The 12625-nt window shown below is 66.0% G+C and carries 12 protein-coding genes; 6 read left to right on the plus strand and 6 right to left on the minus strand.

Annotated elements, in window-relative coordinates:
- The first annotated feature begins 86 nt into the window (after positions 1–86).
- From ACCQ16_RS19270 to ACCQ16_RS19285, 4 genes are all read left to right on the plus strand, one after another.
- Positions 87–788, plus strand: coding sequence for a SapC family protein (locus ACCQ16_RS19270; protein ID WP_008576490.1), 702 nt, complete (start codon positions 87–89; stop codon positions 786–788).
- Entirely contained in the window at positions 778–1791 is a 1014-nt protein-coding gene (locus ACCQ16_RS19275; protein WP_031424715.1) for a cupin-like domain-containing protein, read from the plus strand. The genes ACCQ16_RS19270 and ACCQ16_RS19275 overlap by 11 nt, the downstream gene beginning before the upstream one ends.
- 10 nt (positions 1792–1801) lie before the next feature.
- Positions 1802–3367, plus strand: a complete 1566-nt coding sequence (locus ACCQ16_RS19280; RefSeq protein WP_011348942.1) for a tryptophan halogenase family protein — start codon at positions 1802–1804, stop codon at positions 3365–3367.
- A 139-nt stretch (positions 3368–3506) separates the two neighbouring features.
- Positions 3507–4517 (plus strand): energy transducer TonB, encoded by a 1011-nt coding sequence (locus ACCQ16_RS19285; RefSeq protein WP_029820660.1) that lies wholly within the window; start codon positions 3507–3509, stop codon positions 4515–4517.
- A gap of 155 nt (positions 4518–4672) precedes the next feature.
- On the opposite strand, the gene ACCQ16_RS19290 is transcribed toward ACCQ16_RS19285, so the two are convergent.
- Genes ACCQ16_RS19290 through ACCQ16_RS19310 form a run of 5 tightly spaced genes read right to left on the minus strand, consistent with a single transcriptional unit; the run spans position 4673 to position 9081 of the window.
- Positions 4673–5866, minus strand: a complete 1194-nt coding sequence (locus ACCQ16_RS19290; protein ID WP_014091357.1) for an ABC transporter permease — start codon at positions 5864–5866, stop codon at positions 4673–4675.
- Complete coding sequence (locus ACCQ16_RS19295) at positions 5863–6609, minus strand: ABC transporter ATP-binding protein (RefSeq protein WP_014091358.1); 747 nt, start codon at positions 6607–6609, stop codon at positions 5863–5865. Before ACCQ16_RS19295 ends, ACCQ16_RS19290 begins: the two co-directional genes overlap by 4 nt.
- 31 nt (positions 6610–6640) lie before the next feature.
- On the minus strand, positions 6641–8242 hold the full coding sequence (locus ACCQ16_RS19300) for an alpha/beta hydrolase (protein WP_277573271.1): 1602 nt from the start codon (positions 8240–8242) through the stop codon (positions 6641–6643).
- A gap of 54 nt (positions 8243–8296) precedes the next feature.
- The gene (locus ACCQ16_RS19305) at positions 8297–8497 is read right to left on the minus strand and encodes a helix-turn-helix transcriptional regulator (protein ID WP_008575151.1); all 201 of its coding nucleotides are present in this window, start codon (positions 8495–8497) and stop codon (positions 8297–8299) included.
- Positions 8494–9081: a hypothetical protein gene (locus ACCQ16_RS19310; protein WP_277569654.1), complete on the minus strand. Its 588-nt coding sequence runs from the start codon at positions 9079–9081 to the stop codon at positions 8494–8496. Before ACCQ16_RS19310 ends, ACCQ16_RS19305 begins: the two co-directional genes overlap by 4 nt.
- A gap of 457 nt (positions 9082–9538) precedes the next feature.
- Between ACCQ16_RS19310 and ACCQ16_RS19315 the strand changes: the two genes are divergently transcribed.
- Positions 9539–11101 (plus strand): GH39 family glycosyl hydrolase, encoded by a 1563-nt coding sequence (locus ACCQ16_RS19315; RefSeq protein ID WP_014091362.1) that lies wholly within the window; start codon positions 9539–9541, stop codon positions 11099–11101.
- Positions 11102–11219: 118 nt separating this feature from the next.
- Here the strand turns inward: ACCQ16_RS19315 and ACCQ16_RS19320 are convergent, their stop codons facing one another.
- Positions 11220–11492, minus strand: coding sequence for a metal/formaldehyde-sensitive transcriptional repressor (locus ACCQ16_RS19320; protein ID WP_008575145.1), 273 nt, complete (start codon positions 11490–11492; stop codon positions 11220–11222).
- A gap of 64 nt (positions 11493–11556) precedes the next feature.
- Between ACCQ16_RS19320 and dmeF the strand changes: the two genes are divergently transcribed.
- Positions 11557–12558, plus strand: a complete 1002-nt coding sequence (gene dmeF / locus ACCQ16_RS19325; RefSeq protein WP_029820663.1) for a CDF family Co(II)/Ni(II) efflux transporter DmeF — start codon at positions 11557–11559, stop codon at positions 12556–12558.
- Positions 12559–12625 lie beyond the last annotated feature (67 nt).

The raw sequence follows: 12625 nt of genomic DNA on the forward strand, positions 1-12625 counted from the left end.
GGGACGTGAAGGCATCCGGGGCTTGCCGTGCAATGGCGATTCGTTGAAGCATGGGCCACGCGCCCCCGCGTGCTGTGCCAATCCCCATGACCAATGCCGTGTTGTTGAACAATCTCGATCACCGCGATCTGCGGGTGATCACCGCGCACGGCGCCGCCTACGGCGATGACGTGATGTCGGCTGCGACCTTTCCGCAGGAATTTCGCCAGTTGCAGGCGCAATACCCCATCGTGTTCCATCGCAGCGGCGAGCGCAGTTTCCAGCCGCTGGCATTGCTGGGATTACGCCTGGGCGAGAACCTGTTCCTGGATGGCGCGCGTTGGGATGCGCCCTATGTTCCGCTGGCGATTCAACGCCAGCCGTTCCTGATCGGCGAACAGCCCGATGGGCCGATGGTGCATGTGGACCTGGACAGCCCACGCGTCAGCACCACCGAGGGCCAGTTGCTGTTTCGCGAACACGGCGGCACCACCGAATTTCTGGACCACATCAGCCAGGTGCTGCGCACGCTGCACGATGGCCTGGCGGCCAGCACGGCATTTGTCGAACGTGCGTTGCGTTACGACCTGCTCGAACCCTTCGTGTTCGAAGCCACCTTGAACAACGGCCTGGAATGCCGCCTGGCCGGGCTCTATGTCGTGCACGAAGAACGCCTGCGCGCACTCGATGAGGCGGCGCTGCTCGAACTGCACCGGCATGGCGATCTGGAACCGCTGTACATGGCGGTGGCCTCGATTGCGCAATTGCGCCATCTGCTCGAACGCATGAACCGCCGTCATGCCGGCTGAGCCACGCCCCATCCAAGAGCGTCACGGCCTGGACCCGCAACAGCTGGACCCGGCCATCCTTCGCTCCACCAGCCCGCTGGTGCTGCGCGGGCTGGTGCGCGACTGGCCGCTGGCCCGCGCCGGTGCCAGTTCTGCGCAGTCTGCTGCCGCCTACCTGCGTGGTTTCGACCGCGGCGAGGCGGTGGTGGCGCAGGTTGGGCCACCGGAGATCGGTGGGCGCTTTTTCTACAACGCGGACATGAGCGGCTTCAATTTCCGCCCCGAACGCGTGCCGTTGGGCGTGGTGCTGGACACCTTGCTGCGCGACCTGCACGCCTCCCAGCCGCCGGCGATCTATGTCGGCTCCACCACGCTGGACACCTACCTGCCCGGCTTGCGCGCGCACAACCCGATCGCGCTGCCACAGGGCGAGCCGCTGGCCAGCATCTGGATCGGCAACCGCACCCGGATCGCCGCCCATCAGGACCTGCCCGACAACCTGGCCTGCGTGGTTGCCGGGCGCCGCCGTTTTACGCTGTTCCCGCCCGATCAGCTGGCCAATCTCTACATCGGCCCGCTGGATCTCACCCCGGCCGGGCAGCCGGTCAGCCTGGTGGATATCGCCGCACCGGACCTGCAGCGTTTTCCACGCTATGCGCAGGCGCTGGACCACGCCCTGGTCGCCGAGCTGGCGCCGGGCGATGCGCTGTTCATTCCCAGCATGTGGTGGCATCACGTCGAGGCACTGGAGAGCTTCAACGTGTTGGTGAATTTCTGGTGGCGGCAGAGCCCGGCCTACATGGATTCGCCGATGAACGCGCTGATGCTGGCGCTGCTGACCATCCGCGACCTGCCGGCCGAACAACGCGCCACCTGGCAGGAAGTGTTCCGCCACTATGTCTTCGAGTCCGACGACAGCACCGCCGCGCATCTGCCTGATGCCGCACGCGGCGTGCTGGCCCCGATGGACGACGCCAGCGCGCGCAGCCTGCGTGCGCGGCTGCTGCAACGCTTGAATCGCTGAGGATTTGACCATGCCCGACACCACGCCTTCGGACCCGCAACAGCGCCCGGTACGCCGCGTCGTCATCGCCGGTGGCGGCACGGCCGGCTGGATGGCGGCTGCAGCGCTGTCGAAACTGCTGGGCCGGCACCTGCAGATCACCCTGGTGGAGTCCGACGAGATCGGCACGGTGGGGGTGGGCGAAGCCACCATCCCCAGCCTGGTCACCTTCCACCGCTTGCTGGAAATCGACGAAGCCGCCTTCATGGCCGCCACCCAGGCCACCATCAAGCTCGGCATCGCCTTCGAACACTGGCGTGATGTGGACCAGCATTACATCCATTCCTTCGGGCATGCCGGAACCGACCACTGGAGCGCCGGGTTCCAGCATTTCTGGTTGAAGGGGCGCCAGCGTGGAGTGGCGCGCGACTTCGGCGACTACTGCCTGGAACTGCGTGCGGCGCAGGAAGGCCGCTTCGCGCACCTGCCCAATGGCGGCATGAATTACGCCTACCACCTGGACGCCGGGCTGTACGCGCGCTTCCTGCGCCGCTTCAGCGAAGGCTTCGGCGTCACCCGCATCGAAGGCCGCATCGGCCAGGTGGAGACCGATGCGCAAAGCGGCTTTCTCACCGCACTGACGCTGCAGGACGGCACGCGGGTGGAAGGCGACCTGTTCCTGGATTGCACCGGCTTTGCCGGCCTGCTGATCGGCAAGACGCTGGGCGTGGGCAGCGACGATTGGTCGCGCTGGTTGTTCGCCGACAGCGCGCTGGCGGTGCAGACCGAATCGGTGGGTCCGCCGGTGACCTACACCCGTTCGCGCGCCGACCAGGCCGGCTGGATGTGGCGCATTCCGCTGCAGCACCGGGTGGGGAACGGCATCGTGTATTCCAGCCGCTACATGGACCAGGATGGCGCCCGCGCGGTGCTGGAACGCAACCTCACCGGGCGCGCGCTGACCGAACCGCGGCCGCTGCGCTTCACGCCCAACCAGCGCCACCGCGTGTGGGAGAAGAACTGCGTGGCGCTGGGCCTGGCAAGCGGATTCCTGGAGCCGCTGGAATCGACCAACATCCATCTGATCCAGCGCGGCATCATCCGCCTGCTGCAGACCTTTCCGCAGGTCATCAACGTTGCCGACATCGCCGAGTACAACCGTCAGGCGGCCCAGGAGATCACCCACATCCGGGATTTCGTGATCCTGCACTACCACGCCACCGATCGCCGCGACACGCCGTTCTGGCGCGACTGCGCGGCCATGGACATCCCCGATTCGCTGCGCCACCGGGTGGAGTTGTTCCGCCAGAGCGGGCGGGTCTTCCATCAGGCCAACGAGCTGTTCGCCGAGAACTCGTGGGTGCAGGTGATGCTGGGCCAGGGCGTGGTGCCGCAGCAGCACCACCCGGTGGCCGACCTGATGGGCGATGCGGAGCTGGGCCGCTTTCTGGAGACCATCCGCGCCCGGGTGGAGGCCGCGCTGGTGCGGTTGCCTGCGCACGCGGACTTCCTGCAGCGCTACTGCCCTGCCCCGCCGCTGCCCGAACCGGCCGCTCGCGTGCCGGCCCCGCCGGTCATGGCGACCCCGGCGGGATAAATTTCGGCGATCTGCAGCGCAACCCTTGGCTTAGACCGCCCCAGCAATGCTAGATTGCGGCATTGCCGTCCATTGCGGGAACAATGGCCGGCGCTCGCCGCAGCAACGTTATCTTTCGCACTCGGGGTAAGGGGGACGCATGTTGGATCTGACACAGGGCCGTATGGCACGCCGGATCGCGCCGGTCATTTTGCTGGTGGGCCTGGCCGCCTGCTCCAAGCAGGAAGACAAGGCCGCCACCACCACGCCGGCGACCGGCACCACACCGGCGGCAACGGCACCCACGCCGGCCACGGCGGTCTCGCCGCAGGTGCAGTCGATGGCTGCCGAACAATTGCGCGAATCGGCCACCAAAGCGCTGCAGGACAACCGCATGTACGCCCCGGCCGGCGACAACGCGGTGGAGTACTACCTGGCCTTGCGCGAGAAGCAGCCGCAGGATGCCACCGTCAACAGCGCGCTGACCGATCTGCTTCCCTATACCCTGATCGCCGCCGAACAAGGCATCAGCCGCGAAGAATTTCCCGAAGCGCAGCGCTTGATCGCGTTGATCGAGAAGGTCGACCCGCAGGCACCGGCATTGCCGCGCCTGAAGAGCGGCCTGGAAACGGGCATGAAGACCGCTGCCAACCGCTCCGAGCAGGATGCCGAGCTGGCCAAGAAGCAGGTCGAGGACAAGGCCAAGCAGGCGGCCGAGCAGAAGCGTCTGGCCGAGCAGCAGAGCCGCGAGGCCGCCGCTGCCCAGCAGATTGCCGCCCAGCAGGAAGCGGCCCGCCAGCAGACCGCCGAGGCCGAGCGCCAGGCCGCTGCGCGGCGTCAGGCCGAAGCGCCGGCACCCACACCGGCGGCACCGCGTCCGGCGCCGGCAGCCGCCGCTGCAGCCGCACCGGCCGCGCAGTCGCTGCGTCCGATCAGCACCCCGGCGCCGCGCTACCCCGCCGAAGCCCTGCGCTCGGGGACCTCGGGCGAAGTGCTGGTGGAACTCACGGTCGGTACCGACGGCTCGATCACCGCCTCGCGTGTGCTGCGCGCCAACCCGCCGCGCGTGTTCGACCGCGAAGCCCTCAACGCGGTCAAGCGCTGGCGCTTCGAGCCGGTGGCCGCACCGGTGACCACGCGGCGTACGCTGTCGTTCAATCCGGGCGATTGATGCCCGCGTCGTTGATGACATGGAAACGCAAAAGCCCGCAGCGATGCGGGCTTTTGCGTTGTGGCGGTGGTGCGTTGTAGCGGTGGTGCAACTCTGGTGTTGCGCGTTGCAGGGTGCCGCCGGAACTTGCCGCAAACAGCCGCCACCCAATACCCTCAGCCCGAAATCGCCAGACGCTCCTGGTGATACCGGCGCACTGCGGCATACCACAGCAATGCCGCCACCCCGAAACCGGCCAGCAGATACACCGCCCAGGTCTGCAGGTTGATGGTCTCGTGGCGGATCACCTTCAACAGCATCTGGTTCTGCGCCAGAAACGGCACCGAAAAATGCCACAGCTGCGTCTTCAGCGGATAGGCCATCAAGGCGTAGCCCGGCAGCATCGGCAGCAGCAGCAACCAGGTCATGTGCGCCTGCGCTTCCTTCATGCTCTTGGCCGCGGCGGCCAGATAGGTCAGCAGCGAAGTGCCGACAAACAGCATCGGGACCAGGATGAAGAGCATCTGCAGCATCGGCACGAAGCCGACGTTGAGCTGGCGGCCCAGGTTGGATGTGGAGAGCTGCGCGCTCAGCTTGAAGGCCAGCAAGGTGAGCAACAGCGACACCATGCCGATCACGCAGGCCGCGGCGATCTTGCCGCTGACGATGGCGCTACGCGGCGCAGGCGTGGCCAGCAACGGCTCCAGCGACTGGCGTTCGCGCTCGCCGGCGGTGGCGTCCAGAATCAACGAGGCGCCGCCCAGAAACGAGGTGATCACCAGCAACACCGGCAGCAGCATCGCCATCATCTGGCCGCGCTTGGCTTCGGCAGTGGCCAGGTCTTGCGCGGCCACTTCCAGGGGCCTGGACACCTGCGCATCGATACCGCGCGCCAGCAGCCGCAATGCGCCGACCTGCTGGCTGTAGCCGGTGAGCGCGGCCTGCAAGCGCATGCTCGGCACATCGGCCTCGCGGCGGGTGCTGTCCTTGATGATCTCCACCAGCGCCGGCCGGCCTTCGCGCCAATCCTCGGCGTAGCTGTCGCTGATGCGCAGTGCCACATCCACATCCTGGTTGCGAATGGCCGCGGTCAGATCGGCTGGCGCATCCACGGCATTGAGCCCCTGCGCGGCCAGGAATCGCACCAGATTCGGTGCGTTGCTGCGCCCGAGCGTGGGGATCTCCAGCGGCTTGTCGATCTGCGTGCGCACGCGGCTTTCGCTCAACGCGCCCATGCCCAGGATCAGGATCGGGTACAGCAGCGGCGACAACAGCAACGCCAATGCCAGGGTGCGCCGGTCGCGCGAGATGTCGCGCAATTCCTTGCGCAGCACGGTCCACAGCGTGGACAACAACGATGTGGTGCTCATGCGTGCAGTCCCTCGTCCGAACCGATCGCCTTGACGAAGGCGTCTTCCAGGTTGTGTTCACCGGTGGCAGCGCGCAGTTCGTCGGCGCTGCCGGACGCCACCACCTTGCCCTTGGCGATGATGACGATGCGGTCGCACAGTGCGGCGACCTCTTGCATGATGTGGCTGGAAAAAATCACGCAGCGCCCCTCCGCACGCAGCTGCTGCAGGAAGCCGCGCATGGCGCGGGTGGTCATCACGTCTAGTCCGTTGGTGGGCTCGTCCAGGATCACGTTGCGTGGATCGTGCACCAATGCCCGCGCAATCGCGGTCTTGGTGCGCTGGCCCTGGCTGAAGCCTTCGGTCTGGCGGTCGAGAATATCGTCCATGTCCAACGCGCTGGCCAGCAGGTGCGTGCGCTGCGCGATCTGGCTGCGCGACAGGCCATGCAACTGGCCGAAGTAGGCGATGTTCTCGCGTGCGGTCAGACGCTTGTAGACGCCGCGTGCGTCCGGCAACACCCCGAGTGCGCGGCGCACCGTCACCGGGTCGCGGGCGGCATCCACGCCATCGACCGTGACGCTGCCCTGGTCGGGCGTCATCAACGTGTAGAGCATGCGCAAAGTGGTGGTCTTGCCGGCGCCATTGGGGCCGAGCAGCCCGGTGATCTGGCCGTCGGCAGCGCTGAAGCTGACCCCGTCGACGGCTTTCACCAGACCGGTCTTGGTCTTGAACGACTTATGCAGGGTGTCGACGACGATCATGCGAGCGCCTCCGTGGCGTGGTCGATGCGACTCATGGTTCCCATCCGTTGAACGAGGTGAAGGCAGGCACGGTGTTGAGGCTGGCAACGCAGGTGGTATCCAGCGCCTTGGCATCGGCGGTCTGCATGAACTGGCTCAGCACCTTGGGCATGCAGCCCAGCCGGAACACGCCATGCCCCTGCCCGGGCGCGATCACATGCCGGCCGTTGGGCAGCCCCTGCAGCACGCGCTCGGCGTAGCGTGGCGGCGTGACCGGGTCGAGCGCGCCGGAGAGCAGCAACACCGGCAAGGTGGAGCGGAACGGCGCGCTTGCGGCGGCCGGCGCCGGCTTGGACGGCCACACCTTGCACGGTGCGAAGAACATCTCGGCGACCTCGTTGCCCAGCAACGTGGTGTCCTGGTGTGCGGGTGGGTGATAACGCCCGGCATCTTCGCTGCACAACACCGACCATTGCATCAGGCGATTCATCTGATCGGACATGCCCGATGCGCTCATCTGCGCCAAGGCCATCAACGAGGCGTAACGGCCTGCGGCAGCTTCGTCCAGCACCAACGGCAGCAACGATGCGGTTTCCGGCGCATACGAGAAACCGAACGCCAGGCCGGCCACGGTGTCGGCAGTGACCTGCTCGTGGCGTAAGCCACCGGTGCGCGGGTCGCGGTAGTCCACCGCCACCGGTGCCTGCCGCAGCCGCTCGACCACCTGGCGCAACTGCGTGGCGGTATCGACTGGAAAGCGCCTGGCGCATGCAGGCTGCTGGCGGCATTGCGCAGACTGCAGCGCGATCGCATCTTCGAAGGTGCGCGCGAACTCGCCGCCGATCACCAGATCGTTCGGCGCCACGCCATCGATCACCACGCTGCGCGTGTGCTGCGGATAACGCGCGGCGTAGTGCTGCGCCACGCGCGTGCCGTACGAGGCACCGATCAGATTCAGCGTCTGCACGCCCAGCGCTGCGCGGACCGCATCCAGATCGCCGATGGCTTCGCTGGTGGTGTAGTAGCGCGGGTCGGCGTCGTTGCGCAAACCGTCGGCACATCGGGCCGCATACGCAGTCAATTGCTCGGCGGAGGCCTGGCTGCTGTTCTCCAGCGCCAGCGGCTTGCCCGCCGCGTCGCGACACTCCAGTGGATGCGAACCGCCGGTGCCGCGCTGATCGACCAGAAAGATGTCGCGCTGCTTGCGCACTTCGTGCAGGCCCATGTCCACGATCGCCGCGACCTCAGTGGCCGATTGCCCCGGCCCACCGGCGATGAAGAACACCGGGTCCGGCGTGCTGCCGGCGCCGGCTTCGCTTTCCAGCCAGGCAATCTTCAACCCGATGCTGCGCCCGCTCGGCACGGCCGGATTTTCAGGCACGCGCAGGCTCGCGCATTGCGCTTCGATGTTGCCGGCAGCACCACCAGCGCTCAGCGTGCACGGGGTGAACAGCAGCGTGCCGTAACGATTGCCCGCGGCAGTGCCGGGCGGCATTTTTGAGGCGGACTGCTGCGCAGTCGCACCCGGTGCTGTCGCGGTGGATTTTGCTGCAACGTCGTTTGCTGCGGCCGGCGCTGCGGCGCGCTGGCATCCGGCAGCCAGCATCGCCATCAGCACTGCCGCCACCATCGTGGATTGCTTGACCATCGTCATCCCGTCTCCTGGCATTGCCTGTCCCCTGACGCTGCATGCGGCCACACGTGACCGTTACTGCCCGTCTTCGTAAAGAAAAACGTGCTCGATCGATTCCCCAAACAGGCGTGCGATCCGAAACGCCAACGGCAGGCTGGGATCGTACTTGCCGGTTTCCAGCGCGTTGATCGTCTGCCGCGACACACCCAGCCGTTCGCCGAGTTCCCCTTGCGACCACCCATTGGCCTCGCGCAATTCGCGCACGCGGCTATTCATTCAAAACGACGCGCGTGGATGCTTTTGGTGATGCCGTAGATGGCGCACAGCAACGGAAACACCCACAGCATCGCCGCGCTCGCCGGAACATCGATCAGCGCGGCGGCCTGCAGAAATCCGGCCGTCATGTACGCACCGCTGACCAGGCCGGCGGCAATGGCGATCGCTTCCAGCTCGATCCGTCGTTGCATCTCGTCCGAATCGCGCACGTAACGCGCCACCGCACGAATGACCAGTACCACCAGCACCGCCGGCAGCAGGGCGATCAATACGCGCGCCCAGTGCGGCCCGACATGCCCGAGCAGATAGCGCCAGAACAGCATCACCAGCACGTACAACAGCATCGGGATGCCGAATTCGCGGTAGTACCGCCGCGCCAACGCCGGACGGGTGCTATCGCGCGGATTGCCGCGCGCCAGCCACATCGGCACCGACAGCAGCATGCATGAGCCACCAATACCGGCACTGACCCCGGCTAGGTAGTTGTTCAACGGCAGCACGTGCCACAGACCAAGCAGCCCAATGCCGAGGAAGATCAGCCCCACGCAGAACACCAGCAGCGCCTTGCCTTTGCAGCTAGTCATCACACGGCCTCGGCGAAGCCATGACGCGCTGCCCGATCGCTGCGCGCACGCCCGGCGACCGTGCGCACAGCGCATCGCGTTGCGCGGTGATGCCTGCATTCCATGTGCCTATGCTGCCGCCGCATCTCAGTCGCCTGTCAAGTACGCTTGACAGGCAAGATGCGCCCACTGGCGCTTGCTGTCAAGCACCCTTTACACATTCGAATGCGGTTTTTTTTGCGTCCGCCGTCATTGCCTGGCCTAAGCGGCGAACACCCGTCGCGGGACGTCGGCAGGTAAGACAGACGACACACAGCCGCCGCAGCGTACGCACGGCACATGCCGATGCCGAGCCGCGGCCGCGTTCGCATGGCGGCTGCCCAGCAGTGTTGTTGGCCTCGCTGCATCACCCTGCGTGTCGGCAGTGGTCTGCCGCATATGCGTTAGGCTGCCGGCTGGCACTTCAGCAGGAGCGGCGATGCGTTCACATGTCTTGTTGGCGGCGGCGCTGTGCTGCGTGACGGCTTCTGCACCGGCGCAGCACGCAGCGCCGCGCACGATCCAGCTGGATCTGGCCACGGCGGGTGCGCCGGTCGATCGTTTCTACGACCTGTCGGTTGGCTCGGATTTTCCCGGCACCTTGATTCGCAGCGACACGCAGGCGCATCTGCTGCCTGCCGTGCAGGAGTTGGGGTTTCGCTACATCCGCTTCCACGATGTCTTCCATGATGTGCTCGGCACCGTCAAACAGGTCGACGGCAAACTGGTGTACGACTGGACCAAGCTGGACCAGTTGTACGACGCACTGCTGGCCAAGCGCATTCGCCCCTTCGTCGAACTGGGCTTTACCCCAAGCGCGATGAAGACCTCCGAGCAGACGCTGTTCTACTGGAAGGGCAACACCTCGCATCCGGATCCTGCCAAGTGGAGGCAGTTGATCGATGCGTATGTGCGCCACATCCGCGCGCGCTACGGTGCCGAGGAAGTGCGCCAGTGGTATTTCGAAGTGTGGAACGAGCCCAATCTGAAGGATTTCTGGGAGAACGCCGACCAGCAGGCGTACTTCGATCTGTATGCGAACACGGCGCGCACCATCAAGGCGATCGACCCGCAACTGCGCGTCGGCGGTCCATCCACGGCAGGCGCCGCCTGGGTGCCCGAGTTACTGGCCTTTGTCGCCACCAACAAGCTGCCGATCGATTTCGTCACGACACATACCTATGGCGTGGATGGCGGGTTTCTCGATGAAGACGGCAACCAGGACACCAAGCTGTCTGCGTCGCCGGATGCCATCGTCGGCGATGTGCGGCGCGTGCGCGCACAGATCCAGGCCTCGCCGTTTCCGGACCTGCCGCTGTACTTCACCGAGTGGAGCAGCAGCTATACGCCGCGCGATTTCGTCCACGACAGTTACATCAGCGCGCCGTACATCCTGACCAAGCTCAAGCAGGTGCAAGGCCTGGTGCAGGGCATGAGTTACTGGACCTATACCGATCTGTTCGAAGAACCCGGCCCACCGCCCACGCCCTTCCACGGCGGATTCGGGCTGATGAACCGCGAAGGCATTCGCAAGCCGGCCTGGTTCGCCTACAAATATTTGAATGCACTCAAGGGCCGCGATGTGCCGCTGAGCGACGCACACTCCCTCGCCGCAGTGGACGGCACGCGTGTCGCCGCGCTGGTGTGGGATTGGCAGCAGCCCGTGCAGGCGGTGAGCAATACGCCGTTCTACACCAAACAGGTGCCCGCCACCGATAGCGCACCGTTGCAGATGCGCATGATCCACGTGCCTGCCGGCACCTACCGGTTGCAGGTGCGCAGGACCGGCTATCGGCGCAACGACCCCCTATCGCTGTATATCGAGATGGGCATGCCCAAGGCGCTTGCGCCGCGTCAGTTGACGCAGTTGCAACAGGCCACGCGCGATGCGCCCGAACAGGACCGTCGTGTGCGTGTGGGCGCCGATGGCGTGGTTGCCATCGCGGTGCCGATGCGCAGCAACGATGTGGTGCTGCTGACGCTGGAGCCGGCGGCGCACTGACTGCAAGCGCCAGGGTGCCGCGCATCAGGACGACGGCGCGCGACACGCCCATGCAGGCCGTCCCGCGCGCCTGGACCATAACCGGCCGAGAGTGAGCGCAATGGTGTATCGGCCGCGCTTACTTCAGATAGGTCTTGAGGATGGCCGTGATGTCATCCACTGCCAGCTCACGCTCACCCAATGCATCCGGCGCGGCCACGTGATGCTTCAGGTGCTCGCTGAGCAACTCGACCATCAAGCCCTGCGCCGCGCCGCGAAATGCGGCCACCTGGGTCAGCAACGCGGTGCAGTCCACGTCTTGCGCCAGGGCTTTTTCCAGCCCTTCCACCTGCCCGCGGATCCTGCGCACGCGCGCGAGCAGTTTCGATTTGTCCTGATTGAGATGTGCCACGCCATATACCCCCTGGGGGTATTTAGGATACCCTCTGGGGGTACCTTAGCCAGAGCTACCGCCGATGTCGACCACGCACGCTGCGCCGCATTGCGCGCAGTCGCATACCTTTGCCAGCGCCAACCCGCTCGCCGAGCGCAGCACCCGCAAGGCGGTGATCCTGACCGTGCTCATGATGGCGGTGGAGATCGTGGGCGGTTGGACGCTCAATTCCATGGCCCTGCTCGCCGACGGCTGGCACATGAGCTCGCACGCGTTGGCGCTGGGACTGGCGTTGTTCGCCTACCGCTTTGCGCGGCAGCATGCCGGCGATGTGCGCTTCACCTTCGGCACCTGGAAGGTGGAGGTGCTGGGCGGTTACACCAGCGCGGTCCTGTTGCTGGGGGTTGCCGCGCTGATGGCATTCCAGTCGGTGGAACGCTTGTTCACGCCCAAGCCCATCCAGTATCAGGAGGCCACCGTGATTGCGCTGATCGGCCTGCTGGTCAATCTGATCTGCGCATGGTGGTTGCGCGACTCGCATGGGCATGCGCACGGTCATCACCATGGTCACGTGCACGCGCATGACAGTCACGGACATGCGCACACGCACGAGGGTCATGGTCATGGCCAGGAGGCGCACAGCGATCTGAATCTGCGCGCGGCGTATCTGCACGTGGTGGCCGATGCCGCGACCTCGGTGCTCGCCATCGTCGCACTGGTGGCCGGCATGCACTGGGGCGTGACCTGGCTGGACCCGCTCATGGGCATCGTCGGCGCGGTGCTGGTCACCGCCTGGGCCTGGGGGCTGCTGCGCAGCACCGGCAGCGTGTTGCTGGATGCGGAGATGGACGCGCCAGTGGTGGCCGAAGTGAAACAGGTCATCGCCGAGCTTGGGCATGCGATCGACATCGCCGACCTGCATGTCTGGCGGGTCGGCAGCGAGCGTTATGCCTGCGTCGTCAGCCTGGTCACTGCAGCCGATATCGATGCGGAGCTGGTGCGCCGCGCACTGCAGATCCATGAAGAACTGGTGCATGTCACGGTGGAGCTGCAGCGCCCGGCGCTTCTGGACGCTGCCGGCTAAAACCGCAGCAACTTGGCGTCACACGCTGCAGGCCACAGCACGCCTGCAGACACAGGCGGCATCGACG

The sequence above is a fragment of the Xanthomonas sp. NCPPB 1062 genome, from assembly GCF_041481705.2.
GTDB lineage: Bacteria > Pseudomonadota > Gammaproteobacteria > Xanthomonadales > Xanthomonadaceae > Xanthomonas > Xanthomonas euvesicatoria.